At 51.1% G+C, this 24,482-nt stretch carries 15 protein-coding genes and 1 rRNA gene; 1 reads left to right on the plus strand and 15 read right to left on the minus strand.

Annotation, left to right across the window (positions count from 1 at the left end):
* From WFK81_RS15580 to WFK81_RS15610, 7 genes are all read right to left on the minus strand, one after another.
* Window positions 1–198 (minus strand): 16S ribosomal RNA (locus WFK81_RS15580); the annotation flags it as partial.
* A gap of 337 nt (window positions 199–535) precedes the next feature.
* Complete coding sequence (gene ligA, locus WFK81_RS15585) at window positions 536–2,569, minus strand: NAD-dependent DNA ligase LigA (RefSeq protein WP_336787335.1); 2,034 nt, start codon at window positions 2,567–2,569, stop codon at window positions 536–538.
* Window positions 2,570–2,594: 25 nt separating this feature from the next.
* Window positions 2,595–4,955 (minus strand): DNA helicase PcrA, encoded by a 2,361-nt coding sequence (gene pcrA, locus WFK81_RS15590; protein ID WP_336787336.1) that lies wholly within the window; start codon window positions 4,953–4,955, stop codon window positions 2,595–2,597.
* 200 nt (window positions 4,956–5,155) lie between these two features.
* A complete protein-coding gene (locus WFK81_RS15595) occupies window positions 5,156–5,860 on the minus strand; it encodes a heptaprenylglyceryl phosphate synthase (RefSeq protein WP_336787337.1) in 705 nt (234 codons plus the stop codon).
* A 14-nt stretch (window positions 5,861–5,874) separates the two neighbouring features.
* Complete coding sequence (locus WFK81_RS15600) at window positions 5,875–8,400, minus strand: U32 family peptidase (protein WP_336787338.1); 2,526 nt, start codon at window positions 8,398–8,400, stop codon at window positions 5,875–5,877.
* Window positions 8,401–8,538: 138 nt separating this feature from the next.
* A complete protein-coding gene (locus tag WFK81_RS15605; RefSeq protein WP_336787339.1) occupies window positions 8,539–10,443 on the minus strand; it encodes a copper amine oxidase N-terminal domain-containing protein in 1,905 nt (634 codons plus the stop codon).
* A gap of 36 nt (window positions 10,444–10,479) precedes the next feature.
* The gene (locus tag WFK81_RS15610; protein ID WP_336787340.1) at window positions 10,480–11,595 is read right to left on the minus strand and encodes a S1C family serine protease; all 1,116 of its coding nucleotides are present in this window, start codon (window positions 11,593–11,595) and stop codon (window positions 10,480–10,482) included.
* A 410-nt stretch (window positions 11,596–12,005) separates the two neighbouring features.
* On the opposite strand from WFK81_RS15610, the gene WFK81_RS15615 reads away from it, so the two are divergent.
* Window positions 12,006–12,974 (plus strand): sugar phosphate isomerase/epimerase family protein, encoded by a 969-nt coding sequence (locus tag WFK81_RS15615; protein WP_336787341.1) that lies wholly within the window; start codon window positions 12,006–12,008, stop codon window positions 12,972–12,974.
* Between the two features lie 243 nt (window positions 12,975–13,217).
* Here WFK81_RS15615 and WFK81_RS15620 read toward each other — a convergent pair whose 3' ends face one another.
* The 8 genes from WFK81_RS15620 to WFK81_RS15655 form a co-directional block, all read right to left on the minus strand.
* Complete coding sequence (locus tag WFK81_RS15620) at window positions 13,218–13,850, minus strand: histidine phosphatase family protein (RefSeq protein WP_336787342.1); 633 nt, start codon at window positions 13,848–13,850, stop codon at window positions 13,218–13,220.
* A gap of 28 nt (window positions 13,851–13,878) precedes the next feature.
* Window positions 13,879–14,481: a DUF2087 domain-containing protein gene (locus WFK81_RS15625; RefSeq protein WP_336787343.1), complete on the minus strand. Its 603-nt coding sequence runs from the start codon at window positions 14,479–14,481 to the stop codon at window positions 13,879–13,881.
* 191 nt (window positions 14,482–14,672) lie between these two features.
* Complete coding sequence (locus tag WFK81_RS15630) at window positions 14,673–14,891, minus strand: hypothetical protein (RefSeq protein ID WP_336787344.1); 219 nt, start codon at window positions 14,889–14,891, stop codon at window positions 14,673–14,675.
* A 248-nt stretch (window positions 14,892–15,139) separates the two neighbouring features.
* The gene (gene uvrA, locus WFK81_RS15635; protein WP_336787345.1) at window positions 15,140–18,028 is read right to left on the minus strand and encodes an excinuclease ABC subunit UvrA; all 2,889 of its coding nucleotides are present in this window, start codon (window positions 18,026–18,028) and stop codon (window positions 15,140–15,142) included.
* A gap of 27 nt (window positions 18,029–18,055) precedes the next feature.
* Entirely contained in the window at window positions 18,056–20,059 is a 2,004-nt protein-coding gene (gene uvrB / locus WFK81_RS15640) for an excinuclease ABC subunit UvrB (RefSeq protein ID WP_336787346.1), read from the minus strand.
* Window positions 20,060–20,291: 232 nt separating this feature from the next.
* A complete protein-coding gene (locus WFK81_RS15645) occupies window positions 20,292–21,605 on the minus strand; it encodes a serine protease (RefSeq protein ID WP_336787347.1) in 1,314 nt (437 codons plus the stop codon).
* An 80-nt stretch (window positions 21,606–21,685) separates the two neighbouring features.
* Window positions 21,686–23,137, minus strand: a complete 1,452-nt coding sequence (locus WFK81_RS15650) for a S41 family peptidase (RefSeq protein WP_336787348.1) — start codon at window positions 23,135–23,137, stop codon at window positions 21,686–21,688.
* A 162-nt stretch (window positions 23,138–23,299) separates the two neighbouring features.
* Entirely contained in the window at window positions 23,300–24,472 is a 1,173-nt protein-coding gene (locus WFK81_RS15655; RefSeq protein WP_336787349.1) for a murein hydrolase activator EnvC family protein, read from the minus strand.
* Window positions 24,473–24,482: the final 10 nt, after the last annotated feature.

Consider the following 24,482-nt stretch of genomic DNA (forward strand, 5'->3'; position numbering starts at 1 on the left):
CGATTCGATCATGCGACCGATTCGCGTATCCGGTATTAGCATTCGTTTCCGAATGTTATCCCGGTCTTATGGGCAGGTTACCCACGTGTTACTCACCCGTCCGCCGCTAACCTTACCCGAAGGTAAGATCCGCTCGACTTGCATGTATTAGGCACGCCGCCAGCGTTCGTCCTGAGCCAGGATCAAACTCTCCATTAAAGTGTTTGACTTGCTCATTACTTAACTAGCTATTTAAAACTTGTTTGAATCGACGTGATTCATTTGTTCAGTTTTCAAGGAACTTGTCTGTCACATTTTGTCGTGACAAGATGTTATGATATCAGCTTCTTCATCCTTTGTCAACAGCTTGTTTCACATTTTTATTTATTTCGATGTGTTTCGCGGTTGATGTCGTATCTTCCGAAGCGACAAGAAATAATATACCATGCCTGATTTTGAAATACAACTTGTAATAAATGACATCTGGCTTTTGCGTCAAAACAAAACGCCGCAAGCCTTTTTTCAAAGACCTGCGGCGCCACACATGAAATGAAACTTATGCTTCGCCTAGTAAGCGGAGCAATTCGTCTTCATCGTCTATAACGGTAATTCCTAGATCACGAGCCTTGGTCAGCTTGCTTCCCGCGCTTTCGCCCGCAATAACGAAGTCCGTCTTTTTCGACACGCTGCCGCTTACTTTGGCCCCAAAGGCTTCAAGCTTCTTGGCTGCCTCATCCCGCGACATTTTCGACAAGGTACCGGTTAATACTACGGTCTTGCCGCTGAAGATACTGTCCTGGCGGACAACCGCAGGCTGCTCGGCTTCGGCTTTTACGCCAAGCTCGCGCATGCGGGCAATGCTCGCAGCGATAATCGGATCGGCAAAATAGTTCACGATACTATCCGCTACAATGGCGCCAACATCCTGCAAGCCCACGAGCTCTTCTGCCGTCGCAGACATGACAGCATCAAGGCTACCGTAGTGGTCGGCGAGCATTTTGGTCGTTGCTTTGCCCGTGTTCGGAATCCCAAGAGCAAAGAGGAAAGCCGCAAGATCGCGGTCTTTGGATTTTTCGATGGCATCGAGCAATTTGCGGGCTTTTTTGTCACCGAAACGGTCCAGCTTGATCAAATCATCATAACCAAGGGCATAGAGATCGGCCGGATCATGTACATCGCAGTCCGCGTACAGCTGCTCTGCGGTCATTACGCTGAAGGCTTCGATATCCATCGCGTCACGTGAGGCGAAATGAGTGATCCGCCCGATAATTTGCGGACGGCAGCCCAGCTTGTTATTACAGAACAGATGCGCTCCGCGCTGCTCAAGCTCCGTGCCGCAGGCCGGACATACGGTTGGGAATACGATCTCCTGCCCGGGCTCTTCGTCTACTTTGCCTAGTATTTCAGGGATTACATCATTGGAACGGCGGATGGATACAAGCGTACCCAAAGCATACTTCAGGTTCTTACGCTCAATGTCTCCGATATTGTTAAGCGTACAGTTCTGTACCGTAACTCCTGCAAGCTCAACCGCTTCTACACGCGCTACCGGCGTGATTTTGCCCGTACGGCCAACTTCCCATGAGACAGACTCCAGCACCGTTGCCGCTTCTTCCGCCTCAAACTTGAAGGCCACCGCCCAGCGCGGGAATTTATCCGTATAGCCAAGCGCCTCGCGCGTACGCATATCCGTGAGCTTCACGACCGCCCCATCGATCAGGAAATCGAGCTCCAGGCGCTTCTCGGCAATCCGCAGCAATTCCTCCTGAACTTCTTCAATCGTATCGAAATACAAGGCATACGGATTCACCTTGAACAAGTTATCTTTCAAAAACTGCTGCATCTCCTGGTGGTTCGAGAACGAAACGCCTTCCGCAAAGCCGACATTATAGAAGAAAGCATTCAGCTTACGCTCCGCCGTTGTTTTCGGATTCAAGTTGCGGAGCGCGCCAGCAGCCGCATTGCGGGCATTCTTGAGCGGTTCTGCCGCCGTCTGGTTATAGCGCTCCAGGACTGACAGGTTCATAATCCCTTCGCCCTGCACCTCAATAATTCCGTCCTTGTACGGAATAGTCAGCGGAACGGAACGAATGGTTTTCACCTGTGCCAGAATGCCCTCGCCAACCGTGCCGTTGCCGCGGGTGGATGCCTGAATAAGCTGGCCGTTCTCATAGGTCAGGTTAAGGGTTAAGCCGTCGAATTTCAGCTCAATGACATAGCTGGGCTGCGGAAGAGGCTCTTCTTCCGGATGCTTGGCGTTATAGTCGTTAATGGCTTTAAGAACCCGCTGATTCCAAGCCAAGAGGTCTTCGGTATCCTGCGCCTTGTCGAGACTCCATAAGCGGGCCCGGTGACGGTGGGGCTCAAAGCCTTTCAGCAGTTCTCCTCCAACACGCTGCGTAGGCGAATCGGACAGTACAACGCCGGTAGCCGCTTCCAGCGCTACCAGCTCGTCGTACAGCTTGTCGTAGTCCGCGTCATTAATCGTCGGCTGGTCAAGCGTGTAATACGAATAATTATGGGCGGAAATTTCCGCCGCCAGCTCTTGCATGCGGGTCAACTGCTCAGGGGTTGCCGTCTGGTTTTCCATGGGAGGGTCCCATCCTTCCATCCATTTAGACTTTTGTTATTGGTGCAAATCCGGCCAAAAGCCGTTTGACGCCAACCGGCGCAGGGAAAGCGATTTGCAGCTCCATATCGTTGCCCGTCCCTTTGACGGAAACGATGACGCCTTCGCCCCATTTGCCGTGCGCAACCTTGTCGCCGGCAACGAAGTTCCGGTCCGCGGCATTCCCCGCGGCCGATCCGGCGGTAGCCGCCGCTTTCGCAGCTGCGTCAAGCGGCGTGCTCACGCGCACTCCCGCCCCCGATGGTCCCGGGGCGCGGGCTCCGGCGCCAGCCGCGCCGAAGGACGGCGCGCGCCCTGCGCCAAAGCCGGCGCTACCGCTGCTGCTGCCAAAGCTTCCGCGGCTTGCGCCGCCGGCAAAGCTGCCGGAGCGGCCAATCGTTCCGCCCGGCGAAGCCAATGTCTTCACGTTGTCCGGCACTTCCTGCAGGAAACGTGAAGGCAGGTTCGCGCTTATGCGGCCGAAGAGAGTCCGGCTGCGCGCGCAGGTCATGTAAAGCTGCTTCTCCGCGCGCGTAATGCCTACGTAAGCAAGCCGGCGCTCTTCCTCTAGCTCTTCATTGTCATTAAGAGCACGGCTGTGAGGGAAGATGCTCTCCTCCATCCCGATAATAAAGACAACCGGAAACTCCAAGCCTTTGGCGCTATGCATGGTCATAAGAACAACGGAATTGTTGTCCGCAGGCTTTCCGTCATCCTCTTTGTCCATCGAATCGATATCGGCAATGAGGGCAAGATCCGTCAAGAACGCGACAAGCGTCTTGTCTTCGTTGCGCTTCTCGAAGTCCATCGTAACGGACAGGAACTCGTCGATATTCTCGAGACGGGCTGTCGATTCCAGCGTTTTCTCGCGCTGAAGCTCAAGGCGGTATTGCGTCATCTCGAGCATTTTCTCCGTCAGCTCCGTTACCGACAGGTAAAGATTCATCTGCGTCAGATTATCGATCATATCACGGAATTCATGCAGCAGTCCCTGCGTGCGGGCGTTAATGTCCATGCCCTGCATGTTGCCGAGCACATCGAACATGGAAGTGCCCCGGCGGACCGCTTCTTCCGACAGCTTCGCAACCGTTGTATCGCCGATTCCCCGCTTCGGAACATTAATAATCCGCTGCAAGCTGATATCATCGTCCGGATTGGAAATAAGCCTCAGGTACGCGAGCAAATCTTTAATCTCTTTGCGGTCATAGAACTTGATGCCGCCGACAATCTGGTACGGAATGTCCGACTTGATCAGAATTTCCTCAATTACGCGGGACTGGGCATTGGTCCGGTACAGAATCGCATGGTCATCGTATCTGCGGCCGTTTTTCACGTTTTTGCTAATCGTGCCGGTTACGAAATACCCTTCATCATGCTCGGAGTCGGCTTGATACAAGGTAATCAGGTCGCCTTCTCCCTGGTCGGTCCAAAGCTTCTTCGGTTTGCGGCCGGTATTCAGCTTGATTACGGCATTTGCCGCTTCCAGAATATTGGCCGTGGAACGGTAGTTCTGCTCGAGCATAATGGTACGGGCTTCGGGATAATCATCCTCAAAGTTCAGGATGTTCGTGATGTCCGCCCCGCGCCAGCGGTAGATCGACTGGTCGCTGTCGCCGACAACGCAAATATTGTGATGCTTGTCGGCCAGCATGCGGCAGAGCATGTACTGCGCACGGTTCGTATCCTGATACTCATCCACATGGATATAACGGAATTTGTTTTGATAGAACTCCAGCACTTCCGGCATTTCCTTGAACAGCTGGATCGTGGTCATGATCAGATCGTCAAAGTCCAGCGAGTTGTTGCTCTTCAGGCGCTTCTGATACATCTTATATACTTTCGACACAATATCGGTAAAATAGTCGCCTGTCTTCTGCTCATAACGTTCCGGCGTAAGCAGCTCATTCTTTGCGTTGCCGATTTCGGCCTGAACGGCTTTTGGTTCGAATTTTTTTACATCGATATTCAATTCTTTCATACAGTTGCGGATAACCGACAGCTGATCCGCGGAATCCAGGATCGAGAAATTGGAGGTAAAGCCGATACGGTCGATATCTTTGCGGAGAATCCGAACGCACATGGAGTGGAAGGTAGAGACCCAAATATCCTGACCGGAAGGGCCGATCAGCGCCGCTACCCTCGACTGCATTTCTCTGGCCGCTTTGTTCGTAAAGGTAATGGCCAGAATGCTCCAAGGCGCAACACGCTTCTTCTCGATTAAATAGGCAATGCGGTGCGTCAGCACCCGGGTCTTGCCCGATCCCGCTCCCGCCATGATAAGCAATGGTCCATCCGTCGCCTGAACGGCATCCCGCTGCGGAGGGTTCAGCTTCTGTACGGCTTGATCAATATTTATCGGATTAAACATAAACGTACTCCTTATTTATAAGTTCTGTTCGCATTTGTTCGCTTCTTATTGATAGTGTAGACAACGGCCAGTATTGTGTCAATTTGCAAATAAAAAGCTATTCCTAAAGCTTGATATCACGCTCTCGGAATAGCTCTGTGCTGCCTTGCATCTCTTGAAAAGCTTCTGTCATCAGCCTGATTAGCGCAAGCTTAGTTCATTCAACCCCGCGCCCCGGAGCGGACAGCCTCAACCGTCGACAGCGCCGCTTCCAGATCGGTATAGATGACATTGCCCACCACAATGGTATCGGCAATGCCGGCAGCCTGCGCCGCGGTATCGGCATTATGAATGCCGCCGCCGTAGAAGAGCTGCGCCCCATGAGCCGCATCCTTCGCCGCGCGGACCAGGGCCATATCGCCAAAACGCCCGCTGTACTCGATATAAATAACCGGAAGCTGCATCAGCCTCGCGCCCATCCGAACATGGGCTACCAAAGCCGTCTCGTCCAGCTCCGTATCGGCGCCTGTAACTGCAGCAGCCGTTGCTTCGCTGTTGAGGATAATATAGCCCTGCGAAGCGGTCTCTTCCCATGGCACGAAAGAGCCGTATTCCTTAAGCCCTTCGATCTGTCGGCCAATGATCCATTCCGACTTGTCCGTATTGAGTACAATCGGGACAAAGTAACCGTCAAAGCCGGGAACGGCCCCGTCCAGAGTCGAAACCTCGAGGGCGCAATCAACCTCATAGCGGCGGATGCGCGCCATGAGGTCAACCGTATTTTCAAACGTAACGCCGCTGGAGCCGCCAACTATGATCGCATCGGTTCCGGACATACAGATGGCATCTAAAGCCTCATCCGAGATTTCCTTCTCCGGATCTAATTTGAACACATGTCTCCAGCCGCTGTACCATGCTCCACTCATAAAGGCGGTTCTCCTTATTTCACGAGCTGCCCGCGCGTAACGCCGAGCTGATTCGTTGCTTTTAACGTTTTCCATACCTTTGTGCCGCTAATGCGTCCGTCCAGAGCGTCGCGGTACAAGCCAAGCACTTCGCGTACTTTGTCCGCTGTCTCTTCCAAGAACTCAACGCGGTACGAAGGCACGCCAAGCTCCATGAAGTTGCGGATATATTCGGCGCCCGATTGCTCGATCGCGTTGTACACCGTATTGCGGCAGCCTTCGTCTACGCGCACCGGATGGGACATCCCGATCCGGTCCTGCAGGGATGCGCGGTGATCCTCGCAAGGACGCCCGCAGTTCGTATAGTCGGTACCTTCGCTCATGAACGTGCAATATACGCAATGCTCCGTATGGAACATTGGCAGATGCTGCTGAATAACGACCTCCAGACGCGAAGTGTCCGATTGTTCAAGCATATCGACCATCTGCTGAATGTTCAGGTCATAAGACGGGGTAATCAGATCCAGACCCGCCTCCGCAAATACTTCAACGGCTTTGTGGTTCGCTACGTTAAGCGAAAAATCGCCGATCAGCTTAGGAAACGGCTTGCCCGGATTCTCCGCGCGCGCACGCAGGTAGTAGTACAAAGCACCCGTATTGCGGACAAGCACGGCATCCGGCTGGAGTTTCAATATATTGGCATGGTAGCCGTTCTCTCCCGGCATATGAATACGCGGCGTAGCCAGCGCAATCGGCTTGCCCGCGCGTCTAGCCACTTCAATTGCCGCAGGGAACTGCTTAATAAATTCAAAGTCCGCATAGATCATCTCGACATCCATTTGAACTGCCGCTTCAACCTGCTCCAGATTGCGGCAGAGAGCCGTCAATTTCGGATTGGATACCTGCTGCTTGGATGGCTTGGCTTTTGCGTCTGCGTTTGGCGCATCGTCAAGCGGATCGATCAAATGCTTCACGTATACCGGCGGTTTCGGGCGTTCGCCCGTCAGCTTCTCGACCGCTTCGCGGCGCATCCGGTTCAGTTCCCGTACGGGTACGATAACATCGCCTTCAAGCGCAACCTCCAGCTGATCAAGCTGATACAGCGAGCCGCCAAGGCGGCCAAGCTGGTCTTCAAGCAGCGCAGCGTCCATTGGACGTTTATTCGCCTGCTCCAGCAGCAGCTCGGATTCAACCTCTACGGTGATCCCTTTTTGTACATCCGTCCACCAAGTGCGGAGCGGTTCGCCCGCAACGCCCGATACCTTCAGGTGCAGAGGGAATACGCGGTACGGCTTCTCGGTCTCGAACGTTGCGCGAAGACGCTTGTCGAGAGCAGGGTCATTCGTCTTCCAGATCTTATCGCCGACATGGACTTTACGCAGGTCTACGTCATTACGTCCGGCAACGAGTTCAAGAAGAGTTCCTTCCTGCGCTTCGCCTTCGATCTTCTGGCCATGACGGCGCAGGTCGTAGACGCGTCCGCCTTCTTCCTTCTTCGTTGGATCGCCGGCATCAAATACAATGCCGTCGCCGCGCTTCAGCGGAGCTTCCAGACGAATCGTTACCGCATCGCGCAAAATCCGTTCTACGCGGCCCAGATAAACGCCGCGGCTTTTCGGAAATGTTCCGTCTACCAGCTGCTTGTTGTTTGTTCCTTTCAGGAAGCCATGAGTAAAGCCGCGGGAGAAGCTTTGCTGCAGCTCGCGGACCTCCTCCTTCGAAGGCCCCGTCAGGTCGCCGGCAAAATAGCTGTCAATCGCACGGCGGTATTTGCTCACCACGTTAGCGACATATTCCGGGCTTTTCAGACGGCCTTCAATTTTAAAAGAAGTTACGCCCGCTTGAATCAATTCCGGAATCAGGTCGATAGCCGCCAGATCTTTCGGAGATAATAAGTAAGCGACATCGCCCATCGGCTTGTGCTCGCCGTCTACCATCAGATCATAAGGAAGACGGCATGCCTGTGCGCATTCCCCGCGGTTCGCGGAGCGGCCGCCCCACATTTCCGAGGTTAAGCATTGACCCGAATACGATACGCAAAGAGCGCCATGCACGAATACTTCCATCGGAAGCTTCGCCTGCTCGCCGATCTTTTGGATTTGCTTCAGATTATTCTCACGGCCAAGAACGACGCGTTCCATGCCAAAAGGCTTCGTGAATTCCACTGCCTCAGGCGACGTAATCGTCATTTGCGTCGAACCGTGGATCGGGAAGTCCGGAGACAGCTCGCGAATCATTTTCACAAGACCCAAGTCCTGCACGATGACCGCGTCTACGCCGGCATTAATACACATCTCTATCAATTGCTTCGCGTCTCGAAGCTCGTCTTCAAATACAAGAATATTAAAGGTCAGAAAACCTTTTACGCCATACGTATGAAGAAACGCCATAATCTCCGGCAGTTCTTCGCTCCGGAAATTGTTCGCGCGTGCGCGGGCATTGAATTTCTCTACGCCAAAAAAAATGGCATCCGCGCCGTTGGCCACTGCTGCGCGCATGCAATCCCAGTCGCCGGCAGGAGCCAGCAGCTCGATATCCTCTCGTTTTATATCAATTGTCATTCGACATTCATTCCTCCATTTGTAAACCTGCTATTGCTAGTTTATCAAACCGCGGCATCATATGCCACCACCCAATACTGGCAGGGAAGAGAAAAGAAGCCGATTCTCTTCGATGAGAACCGGCTTCTTGTTTATTTTTTAAAAGAACTTAACAGACTGCAGAACGGCATTATACTCATTTAATTGGCTTGGCGTCGCATTAGCTTCGTTAACGCCGAATTGGAATATAATCGTATTTCCTTTGTTCTCAAAGAAATACAGCTTCTCGGTCACAGGAATACCCTGTACCAGCTCGCCTTTGATTTCCAAGGTTTGCACCGCATTCCCGTTAATAAAGGTTGTCGACACTTCGGAAACATTATAACCGTCGTCTTTCAATCCCTTTTGAGCAGCAGCGCTGGCTGATGCCCGGTCAATGTCTTCATAAACCTGAATGAACATATGTCCATGGTTATTTGAATAAGCTACAGAGTCTTTGTTGAAGTCGGTATCCATCCCAAACCAATAAGCAGGCAAATCAACGGAGTACCCGTAAGTGGTGCTTTTTTTCGTATTCACTTTCGTACGGTCGACGTTGTCGTACTCATCTTCGATTTGGCCATAGTTCTTCTCCACATAAGCCGTATCAATGTCTACCGTTGCCATCGTGGATTTAAACAATGCGTCGCCTTGGGCCCCAAGTTTCGAATCGTAATTAAATTCAAGATCATAACGATAGCTGCCTGCAATCAGGAATACTTCGTTAGCGGTGTACCATATTTTTTGATCGTAGCTGAACTCATAAGACAAGACGAGAGCATTGCCGTCCTTCATGACAATAGAAGAAGTCTTCTCGTTTTTAATATAATTCGGCAGGAAATCGTCATGAATCTGCTTTTGCACGCGAGCGAGCCATTGATCTGCCGTGTCCTGTGCCTGAAGCGAAGAGATGCTGAAGGAGAAGTATCCGTTCTCGCTTACATACTGAGGGGTAGGGCTGTCCTTCACGCCGTACCATCCTGCCGGCAGCTTAAGGGAAAGGCCAAATTCTTTGTTGTTGATGGACATAAGGCCGTTTTTAACTTTCGTGATATCCTTAATCGCGTTGTCCGCTTTGTTGAAGGATGGCGTAAAGCTGTCCAGCAGCGACTGATAGGCTTCAAGGGCAGTCTTATCCGTTCCAACTACGCCTACCATGACGAAATAAAGCGTTTCGCCTTTTTGAATAGCCCGGTATTCGAACAGCATGCCTTGCTTCGATGATCTTGTTACGATTTTTTCGAAGCTTTGGCCGTTTACCGTAATGCTCCGCTTATCGACAACTACTTCGTCGCTATACATCCAGTCCAAAGTAATTTTATCGCGGATCTCACTGCTGGTCAGAGCATCCGCCGAATGCTCAGTCGATACAATGACGCTGGATTTGCTGGTTGTGCTGCCCCATTCCGCGTAGGTGCCGTCATCGCTTTGTTGAACAAGCACAAGCCCTGGCGGATAGTTCATTGTCCAGCCGTAGTAGCTGTCGCCGAACTTGGTTTTGCCATAGTCAGGGTCCAGGTTTGTCGAACCGCCGCCCGAATTACTAGTGCCGGATTGAGCAATAGTACCGGTGATTACGATTTCGCTTGTTTTCTTATCTTTGCCGATCTTGGCGCCAAAGGCTTCAACGATGACCCGTACCGGCACCATGGTTGTCCCTTTGATCACAACCGGAGCAACCGCAACCGTCTGGTCCTTGCCGTTTACTTTTACGGTTTTGCTGCCAATGGTTACGACTACGGTCTTATTGTTATAGGTCAGCGTAATAATTTTGTTGTCTTGCAGCTTCAGCTTTGCGCCGAACGCTTTCGTAATAATGCTGAGCGGCACAATCGTTGTTCCGCTTTTTTCGAATGGAGCTTGTACGGTGGATTGTTTGCCGTTAATCGTAACGGTCGAGCTGTTGGTTTTGAGGCGGATTTCTACTTGTCCGCTTGCAGAATCCGCTGCAAATGCTGCAGCCGGCACCATGGTTACGACCAGCAGTACCGCTAACAGCATAAACATAAATCGTTTCATTTTCATTCTCTCTACTCTCCCTATTTATAACGGAATAAAAGATTAAGCCGTTGTTAGCGTCAGTTTACGGGTAACCAAGTCGCCATCCATCATCATTGTTACTTCAATCTGCTGACCGGGCAAATACGATTTCAAAAGCTCGTTCACTTCTACAATAGAAGAAATTTGGTGGCCCGCAACGGAATACAATACATCGCCAACCTGAACGCCAAGCTTCTTGGCAGAATCCGATTTGACAGAAGTAACGGTTAAACCGTCATCAGTTGGCAAACCAACGATAGCCGCGTAGCTCTCTTCCAGCCCTATTCCAAGGGAGGAGCGCTTCACGTAGCCGTACTTGAAGAAATGTCCCGTTACGTACGATACGGTATCCACCGGAATCGAGAAGCCCATGTTATCGATGCCTTCATCCACGAATTTCATGGAATTAATGCCGATGACTTCGCCTTTCATATTCACGAGCGGTCCGCCGCTGTTCCCCGGGTTAATCGCGGCATCCGTCTGCAGCAGACGGTAGTAGGAAGATACCGAGCGGTTCATGCCGCTAAGTACGCCCGTTGTTGCCGTGTTGCGAAGCGAAAAAGAGACAGGCGTGCCGATGGCAATAACCGTCTCGCCGACTTTTGCTTGCAGCGGCGATGCCGCAAACTTCGCTGCCGGCAGCTTGGTCGCATTGATTTTGACAAGCGCCAGGTCGCTTACTTCGTCGACATTGCTTCTTTTCCCGCTGTATTGCTTGCCGTCCGCGGTTACAACCGTAATGTTGGTCAAGTCTTTTACAACATGGGCATTGGTCAAAATCCAGCCGTCCGCTTTCATAATAACGCCTGTCCCATGTGCCAGGACATAACGCTGGTCGCCGCCGCCCTCCGGCTTGCCGATGATTCCTACAACGGAAGGAGAGACTTTGCTGACGACAGACGGTACATCTGCCGGAGGAGTATAGCTATAAGTCTTGGTTGATGCGTCGTACGTTCCCGCACCTCCCAAAGTACTCGTCAGCGACGATGCCTTGACGTACACCTCTCCGTTAATCTTGGTCGCGCTCATTTTCATTGTTCCGGGACTTGTTGCCGTTCCCGCTGCAAACGCTGAACCGGCTACCAGCAGCCCTCCCGTTAGGACGATGGCGCCTGCGCGAAGCATACTACGTTTCACTCTATCACTCTCCCAGATCCAATCAAAAACGAGAATCCATTTATAGGAAACACGTTCTAAATGTATCATGCCAAAGTACTATGCAACAAGAAAAATTTGTAAGACGTAAACCTAAATTTTGGGTAAAGAAATAAAGTAAATAATCCTCTCATTTTGTTGTAGTTATGAACCAAGCCACGCGAAAAAACGCTATTTAAAATCCGATAAAAATATACGTAATTTGACATGCCACAACCTTTGCTTGCTAAGCGATACCAGCAGATTTCCCCGCCCCGCAAGCCGCCTTGATGCATGCTTTCAATTGAATTGCCTATTTTATATGCGATTTTGGTTTTTCTTTCGTAAAAATGAGGTATACGCACAACTAGAATGCTATAATAGGGACAGCCAAACCTTAGGAGGTAATAATAATGAAATTAGGCGTATTTGCCGTACTTTTCTCGCAGAAACCATTTGAAGAAGCACTCGATTATATCGCAGCCAAAGGTCTTGAAGCAGTAGAGCTTGGAACAGGCGGCTACCCTGGCAACGCGCATTGCGACCCGGATGTATTGCTTGCAGACGCCGGCAAATTGAAAGCGTTTAAACATGCAGTAGAATCGCGCGGACTGATTATCAGCGCGCTTAGCTGCCATGCCAATCCGCTTCACCCGCAAAAAGCGATTTCCAGCGCTGACGATGCTATTATCCGTAAAACAATCGAACTGGCTAACCGCCTTGAAGTACCCGTTGTAAACACCTTCTCCGGCTGCCCTGGCGACCATGAGGATGCGAAATACCCGAACTGGCCTGTTGCTCCTTGGCCAAATGATTTCCAAGAAATCCTGGCTTGGCAATGGGAGAAAAAAGTTATTCCATATTGGTCTGAAATCGGCGGTATCGCTGAGCAAAACGGCGTGAAAATCGGCCTCGAGCTGCATGGCGGCTTCTCCGTCCATACGCCGGCTACCCTGCTTCGCCTTCGCGAAGCCGCAGGCAAAGCGATTGGCGCTAACCTTGACCCATCCCATATGTGGTGGCAAGGCATTGACCCTGTTGAAGCGATCAAAATTCTGGGCCGCGAAAATGCGATCCACCACTTCCATGCGAAGGATACATCCATTGACTTCAACAACGTGAACAAACACGGCGTAACGGATATGCAATCTTACACATTGATGCTTGACCGCGCTTGGCAGTTCCGCTCCGTTGGCTTTGGCCACGACCTGAAGACTTGGGCAGACATCATCAGCACTCTGCGTCTCGTTGGCTACGACTACGTTGTCAGCATCGAGCATGAAGACGGCCTGATGTCCGTTGAAGAAGGCTTCTCGAAAGCTGTTCAAAACCTGCAGCAAGTTCTGATTAAAGAGCCTGTTGGCGATATGTGGTGGGTATAATTCGGATTGTTTGGTTAGTGCGGTAAAGATATTCGCTGCGCGAAAGTATGTTTCTTCCGATCGCTGTTGACCGTGGATTTCTTCGAATTAACCGCTTAGCGGTAGAAATCCTCGGTCAAAGGCGAACGCTAGCGCTTCTCCAGAAACATACTTTCGCTCCGCTCACTTACCACAAAAACAAAACAACGAATTAAGGATAAGAGCAGTAAACAGCCTGCCTGGCTTATGCCGGGCAGGCTGTTTTCATAAGTACTTTGGTTTTAAATGCTCGACTGATGCAAAGTCCAAGATTTTAAACTTTCCCTTTTCACAGCTTAGTGTTGTCACTGAACATTCAGGGATTAATTGGTTTTGCACGGCAACGAAATCAGGATGCCAAACATCTAATTCGTGAACAGGAAACGAATGAACCAAGAAGTCCGTAATTAATCCTCCATGCGTAACAATTACAATACTGCTTTGTAAAGGTTGCGTCTCTGTTAACTCTGTTAACTCTGTTAACTCTGTTAATAATGAAGCTAATCGTTTACCTGCCTGCTTGGATGTATCGCCTATAGTGGGTATATATTCAGGTTCATGCGTGCACCGCTCCCACATAGCAACAAACTCTTCAAAAGTTTGTCCCGTTAGGTCTCCCCAATTAGCGCGTTCCCGCAAACGATCATCAACTGCTACCGGTAATTTATTCTCCTGTGCGATAAATACAGCGGTTTCCTTGGCTCTTCTGAGTGGACTTGAATAGATCGCTGTAATAGGTATATGATTGAATCGTTTTGCAGTCGATTCTGCTTGTTTTATTCCCTCTTCGGTTATTTTGACATCACCACTTGCTTTTTCTTTTATGGCATGTCTGACAAGATAGAATGTTGTACTCATTACCAGATCACCTGCACCCTAAACAGAATTAGGACAACGTCTCCCACTTCGCCCACATTTCCTGAGGGTTAAGCTCGTAGATTTCGTTCTCCCGGAACATGAATTGGTGCATGATAAACTCACGCCGGATGGTCGCGAAATCCTGGTGGAATCCTTTGATGAATTCGTTAAGATCCTTCTCCGTGTATTTACGCCCCTTCTCCAGCTTGGAGACCATATACTCGAGCACGATAAGCTTCTTCTTAAGCTGAGCCGGAATAGATTTCAGTTGCCCTGTAGCCGTAAAGAAGTTCTTGATCACAGACTGCCTTACACGCTCAAATTCCTCGTTCATTTGTTCTTCTCCTTTCTGAGTAGATGTCCGATAAATCAAATTAGCAGCAGCGTTAGAGCCATTCTTGATAAAGTAGTCATTGAGCGAGAAGTAAATGGTGTTCTTCTCTCTTCGTTCATTAATTAAGCTTGCTTCACGAAGTTTTGCCGCATGGTGAGTGACGGTAGCCGGTGTTACTCCAAGCTTCTCCGCCAGTACTTGACCGTTGAGCTCTCCATCTGCCAGCAGGATCAGAAGCCGGATACGGGTCGGATCCGCTAAGGCTTTATGGTAGTTCACTACCTTATCTAATTGCATGGAATGTCCACTTCCCTTTGTCTAACCATTTTAATAAACATCTAATTAGATGATTATTAAATAAGATAATAAAGGACCACCTAACAAATGTCAATTGGCAAAGCAAAAAGCGCCGGCCCATTTTCCTCTCGGATGATGAGCTGGCGCTTATAAATGTATAAAGCCTGCCGGCGAACCGGCAGGCCTTGTATTTATGCCATCCAAATCTTAAAAATCATAATGTAGTCTATGTAAAGAAACAAAAGCAACGCTATCGTTGTGAATCCGATTGCAAATACATTTTTCTTAGGACGAGCTTTCAATAAACGTACAAAGCCAATCAAGATTAAAATGGTGAACGCAAGCATAAACCAGTCAAATGTATTGATGTTGCTGGTCGATTTAGCTGCTTCCTCTGCTGCCAAAAACATCGAGTGACCCCCTTTTATTCGCACGTAGCCTATATTACCTCTATGTTATCTTCAAGTGGCAAATCATGCAAGTCCGATTCGGATTTCGTAACAAGTTTGTCACGTTTTCCCACATTTGTTCTTAAAAACGTTGTTTTACCAGTATACTCTGCAAGTTAATTTGTCCAATTCTGACCCTATTTATTACTAAACATACAAAAAGAGACTCTCCTCCATGTCGGATATGAAGAGTCTCCCCTGCCTTCAATTTACTCTACGGCCCCTGCCGCTACGCTTTCCTCGACTGCGCGATGCCGGTTCACCGTGCGTTCGCGGTCACGTTCCATAATTGGCTTCAGATACTTGCCTGTATAGGAGCCCGCTACTTTAACAACATCCTCCGGTGAACCCGATGCAACAATCGTACCTCCGCCATTGCCGCCTTCCGGTCCAAGATCGATCAGATAGTCGGCTGTCTTGATCACATCGAGGTTATGCTCGATAACAAGGACCGATTCTCCGGAATCAACGAGACGGTGCAAGACCGTAAGCAGCCGGTCGATATCATCGACATGTAGCCCTGTTGTTGGTTCATCCAAAATGTAAAGCGTCTTGCCGGTGCTGCGGCGGTACAGCTCGGAAGCCAGCTTCACGCGTTGCGCCTCGCCGCCCGACAAGGTTGTCGCCGGCTGGCCCAAGGTCATATAGCCGAGACCTACATCAAGCAGAGTCTGCAGCTTCCGGTGAATGCGTGGAATGTTTTCGAAGAACTTGGTTGCATCCTCGATTGTCATCTCCAGTACTTCGGCAATGTTTTTGCCCTTGTACTTCACTTCCAGCGTCTCGCGGTTGTAGCGCTTGCCTTTGCAAATCTCGCAAGGGACATACACATCCGGCAGGAAGTGCATCTCAATCTTGATAATACCGTCGCCTCTGCATGCTTCACAACGGCCGCCCTTTACGTTAAAGCTGAAGCGGCCTTTCTTGTAACCCCGAACCTTCGCTTCATTCGTTGTGGAGTAGAGATCACGTACGTCATCAAATACTCCCGTGTAAGTAGCCGGGTTGGAACGAGGAGTACGGCCAATTGGAGACTGGTCAATATCAATAACCTTCTCCAAATGCTCAAGACCGCGCAATTCCTTGTATTCGCCAGGGCGCACCTTCGCCTTATTCAAGTCGCGGGCCAGCGTCTTATACAGAATCTCGTTAACGAGCGTAGATTTACCCGAGCCGGATACTCCGGTAACTGCCGTAAAGATGCCTAGCGGAATCTTTACATTAACGCCGCGAAGATTATTTTCTTTGGCACCGCGGATCTCGAGCCACTTCTCGCCGGTCCTACGACGCTCGAGCGGAACCTCGATAAACTTCTTCCCGCTCAAATATTGGCCGGTCAGAGAGTTATCGTCCTTCATAATTTCCTCAGGGCTGCCCTCAGCGGTTACCATTCCACCGTGAATGCCTGCGCCAGGCCCGATATCAATAATATAATCGGCGGCAAGCATCGTATCTTCATCATGCTCGACGACAATAAGCGTATTGCCCAGGTTACGCATATGTTCCAGGGTCTCGATAAGACGGTCATTATCGCGTTGATGCAGACCAATGCTTGGCTCGTCCAATATATACAGAACGCCCATCAGACTGGAACCAATCTGCGTAGCGAGACGAATCCGCTGTGCCTCTCCGCCGGATAAAGTGCCTGCGGCACGGCTCATAGACAAATATTCCAAACCAACGTTTACAAGGAAACCTAGACGGCTGTTGATCTCTTTCAGGATGAGGTGAGCGATCTTCAGCTCTTTCTCGTTTAAGGTAAGGGAATCAAAGAAACGCTGCGCCTCGCCGATCGATAACGAAGTCACAAAGGAAATATTCTGTTCGTTAATCGTAACGGCAAGGCTTTCTTTCTTCAGACGGTGACCTTTGCAGGTACCGCATGGCTTCGCGCTCATGTAAGCTTCGATATATTCGCGGATGCCCTCGGAAGCCGTCTCCCGATAGCGGCGCTCCAAATTATGAACGATACCTTCGAAAGGAACGTAAGCTTCCTTCCGGTGGCCAAAGTCGTTCTCGTACAGGAAGCGTACACGCTCTCCGCCCGTACCGAACATCAGCTTCTTCATCTGGTCGGCTGACAAATCCGATACCGGTACATCCTGCGGAATATTGTAGTGCTGGCACACTGCGCTCAGGAATTGCGGGTAGTAATTCGACGTGCTTCCCGCCCACGCTTCGAATGCCCCTTCATTTATCGCTTTGCTTGCATCCGGCACAAGCAGCTCCGGGTCAACGATCATCTTCACGCCTAGACCGTCGCATTCCGGGCAGGCCCCATACGGACTATTGAAAGAGAACATGCGAGGAGCCAGCTCCTCAATGCTAAAGCCGCATTCCGGACAAGCCAAGTTGGAGCTGAACAGCAGCTCTTCCTGGTCAATAATATCAACAATTACGCGGCCGTCAGCCAACTTCAGAGCAGTTTCCAGGGAATCCGCCAACCGGCCTTGAATATCCGCCTTCACCACGATACGGTCGATAACGACTTCAATATTATGCTTCTTGTTCTTCTCGAGCTCGATTTTCTCGCTAAGCTCCCGAAGCTCGCCGTTTACCCGGACGCGGACATAGCCTTGCTTCTGGATATCGGCAAGCAGCTTGGTATGCTCACCTTTACGGCCGGAAACAAGCGGAGCCAGAATTTGCAGCTTCGTCCTCTCCGGATATTCCATAATGCGGTCAACCATCTGCTCAACGGTCTGCGAAGTAATCTCGATGCCATGATCCGGGCAATGCGGTCTTCCGACCCGCGCATAAAGCAAACGCAAATAATCGTAAATTTCCGTTACCGTACCCACCGTCGAACGCGGGTTGCGGCTTGTTGTCTTCTGGTCAATGGAGATTGCCGGAGACAAGCCGTCAATGGAATCGACATCCGGCTTCTCCATCTGCCCGAGAAACTGCCGGGCATAAGCAGACAATGACTCTACGTATCTGCGCTGGCCTTCGGCATAAATCGTATCGAAAGCAAGCGAGGATTTGCCGGAGCCGCTTAGTCCCGTCAGTACGACAAATTTGTCGCGGGGTATGGTAACATCGATATTTTTCAAATTGTGGGCTCTAGCCCCTTTGATTACAATCTTATCGCTAGCCACTTCTTACGTTCCTCCCATTCCTTGTCTCTAGCCCATCTCCGCTTTCAATTCCAGCAACGCGTCACGCAGCTCTGCGGCTCTCTCGAACTGCAGATTCTTCGCCGCATCCTTCATCTCGGCTTCCAGCCTTTGCAGCAAAGCTTGGCGTTCCTTCTTCGTCATCTTCTCGGAACCTACGCCAGTCAAATATTCCGACTTCTCCTCGGCCACTTTCGTTGCCTTTATATCATCATGCACTTTCTTGCGGATCGTCTGAGGCGTAATGCCATGCTCTTCGTTATAAGCAATTTGGATGGTACGGCGACGCTCCGTCTCCTTAAGCGCCTTATCCATGGAATCGGTAATCTTATCCCCGTACATGATAACCCGGCCATCGCTATTACGCGCAGCTCTGCCAATCGTCTGAATCAATGAGCGTTCGGAACGGAGGAAACCTTCTTTGTCCGCATCCAATATCGCAACAAGAGATACTTCCGGCAAATCTAGGCCCTCCCTCAAGAGGTTAATACCCACAAGCACATGGAACGTACCGAGACGCAAGTCGCGAAGGATGGCGATCCTCTCCAGCGTCTTGATATCGGAGTGCAGATAACGCACTTTAATGCCGATTTCTTTGAAATAGTCCGTCAGATCCTCGGCCATCTTCTTCGTCAGCGTAGTGACAAGGACGCGTTCATCCTTGGCTATCCGATCACGGATCTCGACTAACAGATCATCGATTTGCCCTTTTGTCGGACGCACCTCAATAATCGGATCCAGCAGGCCTGTCGGACGGATAATCTGCTCAACCATCGTTGGGCAATGCTCCAGCTCATAAGGTCCCGGTGTCGCCGACACGTAAATCTGCTGTTTCGCTTTCTCCTCGAATTCCTCGAAGCGCAGCGGCCGGTTATCCAGTGCGGACGGCAGACGGAAGCCGTGATTAACGAGCATTTCCTTCCGCGCGCGGTCACCATTGTACATAGCCCTAATCTGCGGCAGGGTAACGTGCGATTCGTCAATGACGATCAGCATATCATCCGGAAAATAATCCATCAGCGTATACGGCGTTGCCCCGCGCTCGCGGAAGGTCAAAGGTCCGGAATAGTTCTCGATGCCGGAACAGAAGCCCATCTCCGCCATCATTTCGAGATCATAACGGGTGCGCTGTTCCAGACGCTGCGCCTCCAGCAGCTTGCCTTCTTCCCGCAGCTCCGCAAGACGTTCCTCCAGCTCACGCTCGATATTGCCAAGCGCAACCTTCATCGTCTCTTCATGGGTAACGAAGTGAGACGCCGGGAATATGGCAACATGATCACGTTCGCTTACGATCTCGCCGGTGAGCACATCGATTTCCGTAATCCGCTCAATCTCATCGCCGAACAGCTCGACCCGAATCGCCCGTTCATTATTGGCAACCGGGAAAATCTCTATAATATCGCCGCGCACGCGGAACGTACCGCGGATAAAGTTAATGTCATTGCGCTGGTACTGAATATCAACCAGCTTATGAAGAATCGTATCTCTGGATTTCTCCATGCCTACCCGCAGCGACAGCACCAGACTGCCGTACTCGGAAGGCGAACCGAGACCGTAGATGCAGGACACGCTCGCTACGATAATGACGTCCCTGCGCTCGAACAATGAACTGGTCGCGGAGTGGCGAAGCTTGTCGATCTCATCGTTAATGCTGGAATCTTTCTCAATGTAAGTGTCCGTAGACGGGATATAAGCCTCAGGCTGAAAATAATCATAATAGCTGACGAAATAACTTACCGCATTGTCCGGGAAGAACTCCTTAAACTCGCTGCACAGCTGTGCCGCGAGCGTCTTGTTATGAGCAATAACCAGCGTCGGCCGGTTAAGCTGCGCTATCGTATTGGCAATCGTATACGTCTTGCCCGTACCCGTCGCCCCAAGCAAGGTTTGCTTGGCTTCGCCGTTCTTCACGCCTTCAACAAGTTTTCTGATGGCTCCCGGCTGATCGCCCTGCGGCGTGTAGCCCGATTTTAATTGAAATAATTGCTCTGAAATCTCACTCACTTGCGTCATCCACCCCGTTTCCCTTACTCATCAATCATTATAGTCAATATATACAAGCGTAAACGGCTTCGCCCTCCTAAGAACATAGAAGGATCAGCAACCGTCTCGCAGCGAAATCGTAATGCACACAGCATATCCGAATGTGTGTTCCCCTCTATTATAGACGTCAATGGAGGCTGATGCAAACATAAAATCAAAGGGCTTTCCCTAAGCAGCTGCCCAGGAAAAGCCCCATTTCTATTTAAACATTCAAAGTACCCGAACGGTCTTCCTCTTCCGCGTAAACGCCGCCGCTGCGCTTTGCCGTCCTTGCGCGGCGCAACAGATCTAGCAGCGTAGCCGGCTCTGCCGAAGCATAGTAGGTCGCCCGCTCATCGGGAGACAAGATAACCCCGAGCTGATGATGCTCGCCTTCATAACGGGCCCGCTGAACAAATTTGATCTCGCCGTCCCCGTTCAGCACCTCAAGCTTATACATCGCCGAATTGTTCTGCAGCGCCTCATGAAGATCCTCTTTCGTGAATACCCTGGTGCCGTTCACCTTCGAAATAATCTCGCCGGCATGCAGCTTCATCCCCTCAGCCGGCGTGCCCGGCACGATGCCCAGAATGCGCAAGCCGCGTTGATCGTTCACGTACAGAGGACTTTTCGCGGACTCTACCGCACGGCTGCGCCAGATGATGGCTTCATGCAGGAGCAGCGAACATAAAGCAGCAACCGGCAGCAAAGCCGGCAGCCACCAGGCGAGAAGCGCGGCGCCGGTCAGCAGCAGGCTGTACCACATGAGCCCTTTTGCCGCATGGCGGGCTTTAGACTCGGGCAGCATCGTGCGCGTCATCTCGCTGAAGCCGATAATCATCGGCAAGGCCACCACGGTCCAGCCCTGGGTCCAATCGCCGCCGAATAAAGGCGTCCAAGGCAGATCAACAACCGAAGCTCCTCCGGTTGCCGGCACAAGCAGCAGCAGCGGAACCGGCCAGAAGCCCTGCAGCATATAGCCGCCCACAAGCTTCCCCCGCTTCCCTTCCAGGAAGAGCGGAGTAGCAAGCTTGTTCCCCTGTCTCCGGACAAGGAAAGCTTCTGCCAGATGAAGCAGGGCCACCAATACCAAAATCCCCGGCATATCAAGTCCGGCAAGCGAACTCGCTGCGTCTCCTAACCATCCTTCACTTTTTTCGAGCGAAGTAAAGCCAACGATCCATTGCAGCAACGCCAATGCTCCCGCGCCGTAGGCAAAGCACAAATAGCGAATTCGGAACAAAAGCAGCACAACCGCCGAGCCCCAAAGCCATAAAACAGCGTCCCCGGTTAAGGTTATGCCGATAAAGGCTCCCGCCACGGAAGCGAGCAGTCCGGCTGCAAGCCCGGCCAGCATCGCTTTAGCCACTAACCTCGGCCAGATATGCAGCCTTACGGCGAACATCCGTCTTTCCAAGCTGATCTGTCTCGTATATTGGAGGATAATAAATAATACCGCAATATAATAAAAAGGCTGCGCAAGCAAACGTACAAACGCCTTGCCAAATTGATCTAGTAAAGCATTGGCCGCATCCAATCGCTACACTCCCATCTCCGTCCAAAATAAAAGGCTGACTCCGTTTAGAGCCAACCTTTTATAAATTCGCCGTTCCCTCTTTATTTCCTGCTGACCGCCCGGATTGCTTCCAGCAGCTGTTTGTCATTCTTCTGGTCTTTAATCCATTTCACTACAGCCTGCTCCAAAGACGCCGCCGTCTTCGTGTCGATCTCGCCCGTAACCGGCAGACCCTCCTGGCTTTGGAAGTTCTTTACGGCCAGCTCCGTGGAAGCGTTGAAGTACCCGTCCTCCCGCTGTGTCGCATAGCCGAGGCCGGACAGCATCACCTGCGCGTTCCGAATCTGCTCGCCTAACATATCCTTGCGCAGAGTATCCGTTAAGGCAAGCCTTGCTACCGTGTACAGCTTCGGCGGCTGCACTTCCACCATCGGCTTGATGCCCTTCTGGTGAATCCAATTGCCGTCCGGCGTCAGCCATTTCGCAATGGTCATTTTCACCAGGCTGCCGTCACCAAGCGTCTTGTTATAGCTGACCTGTACCGTTCCCTTGCCGTAAGAGGTCTCCCCGACAAGAACAGCCCCCGCCCGCTCCTGCAAAGCCCCGGCAAGAATCTCGGAGGCGCTCGCGCTGCCTTTGTTCATCAGCACGGCAATCGGATACGTTTTGCCGACGCCTTGCGAGGTTGTTTTCTCCCGGTGGCCGTCGCGGTCCTCGACCTGCACGATCGTTTCACCCTTCGGTATGAACTGCTGAGCGATCTCAACAACAACCGGCAATATGCCGCCCGGATCGTTCCGGACGTCAATCACAAGTCCTTTCATGCCTTGCTTCTCCAGCTTGGCAAGCTCTTCCTTGAAACGGTCTGCCGTGTTAAGGGAGAACTGACGGATTTCAATCACGCCCACGCCGTCGCTTCGCAGATTAGCGTACACCGTCTCTACATCGATGTCGTCGCGGACAAGGATGAGATCAATCGGCTGGGTATTGCCGGCACGCTCGATCCGGAGCTTCGCTTTTGTCCCCTTGGGACCGCGGATCTTGGCGACGGCATCATTTAAGGTTAAGCCGTCCAGCTTCTCGCCGTTGACCGACAAGACGACATCCTTGGCGAGCAGCCCGGCGCGTTCCGCAGGAGAGCCTTTAATGGGTGCGACCACGACTACCTTGCCTTTTTCGAGCGTAACCTCGGCCCCTATGCCGGAGAACGACCCTTCAATAGACTCGGAGAACTGCTTGGCGACATCCTTCTCCATATAGACGGAATAAGGATCGTCAAGCGATTCCATCATCCCTCTGACAGCCCCGTCCACCAGCTCGTCCCGGTCAATATCCTTGAAATATTTGGTTTCGATTAAACCCAGAACCGCATTAATCTTCGACTCTTCCTTCTTGCTGAGCCCGCTTCCTTCGCTTGCCGCAGCAGCCGATACGGAAGTCTGCTTCCCGTTAGCCGCCCAGAAGACCTGGTCGCCTATCGTTAATGTTACGAGCACTGATGCCACCATCGTCATCAGCAGAAGGACAAATACGGTTCTTCCTTTAAAGTACATGTTCGACACCACCCTATCCTTAACCCTAACCTGTTTTAAAGTGAACCTCATTAGTATATGATAAGCTGTCCATATTTATTTACAACTCTTCCTAATGCAGGAGAAGGCATACTCGTGAATATACGGAACAATTCCGCATTCCCGGTATGCCTTCGATGCAAGTTATTTCAAATAGCCCGCCGGATCAACCGGCTGCTCGTTTTTCCGGACTTCGAAGTGGAGATGCGGTCCGGTCGAATTGCCGGTGTTTCCGGACTCCGCGATTTTCTCGCCCTTCTTCACGCTTTGGCCTTTTTCTACCAGAATGCCGCCGTTGCGGAGATGGCCGTACAACGTCCATAATCCGTTGCCATGGTCGATAATAATCGCATTGCCGTAGCCGCTCCATGTTTGGGCAACGATAACGATGCCCGCTTCAGCCGCATAAACATCGGTCCCTTGCGGCACCGCAAAGTCAATGCCGGTATGCAGCTTCCTCACGTGGGTGATCGGATGGATCCGGTAACCGAAGTTGGAGCTGATCCGGTAATTGCTGCGAAGCGGCATTCCCAGCTTGCCGCCGGAGTATGGTTTTTTGATCGCGTTTTTCTTCTTGTTCAGATCGGATACTTTCTTGGCAAGGGCGAGCAGCTCCTTCTCCTGCTCATCGCTGATATCCTCGAGCTCTTCGATTTCCTTATTGTAGCTCGCGATCAGAACTTCTTTTTCTTCCTCTTTATCGTTCAGCTCCGCTTTGTACTTCTGGAGCTTTGCATACATCGTCTTTACTTCTCCAAGAGCGGTTTCCACGTTTGCCTTTTTCTCTTCGACCATCGCTTGATCCTTCTTGTGCTGCTCAAGAATCGAGCGGTCCTGGCTCAAAATGGAGTGAAGAGAATCAAACCGGTCAAGAAAATCCGAGAAGCTTGTTGCGCTGAATAGCACCTCCAGGTAAGACACTGCGCCGTTCTCATACATCAGCTTCAGACGGGATTGCAGCAGCTCGTCCCGTTCCTTCACCTGTTCGATGGCTTCGTCAAGCTCTTTGCCGGCTTTTTGGAGCTCCGCTTCCTTGGTATCCACCTGGTCCTGCACATAATTAAGGTTGTCCGTAACCTGATCCAGCTGCGCGGTTAATTTGAGGATGGCCTGCTTGGCATCTTCCTTCTTCCCGGCAATATCCGCTTTTTTTGCATCGGCATTTTTGGCAATTTTTTGCGCCTCTTCAATCTGTTTCTTTGCCGCGGCAAGATCCTTGTTGATTTTATCTATGGAGGATGCGGCATTTCCGCCAACAGGCTGCAACAAAAATACAGTCAGCATCGTTAAAACGATAAACCCTTTTTTCACACTCACCTGCGCGGTC

The organism is Paenibacillus sp. MMO-177, assembly GCF_037147795.1.
Taxonomy (GTDB): domain Bacteria; phylum Bacillota; class Bacilli; order Paenibacillales; family Paenibacillaceae; genus Pristimantibacillus.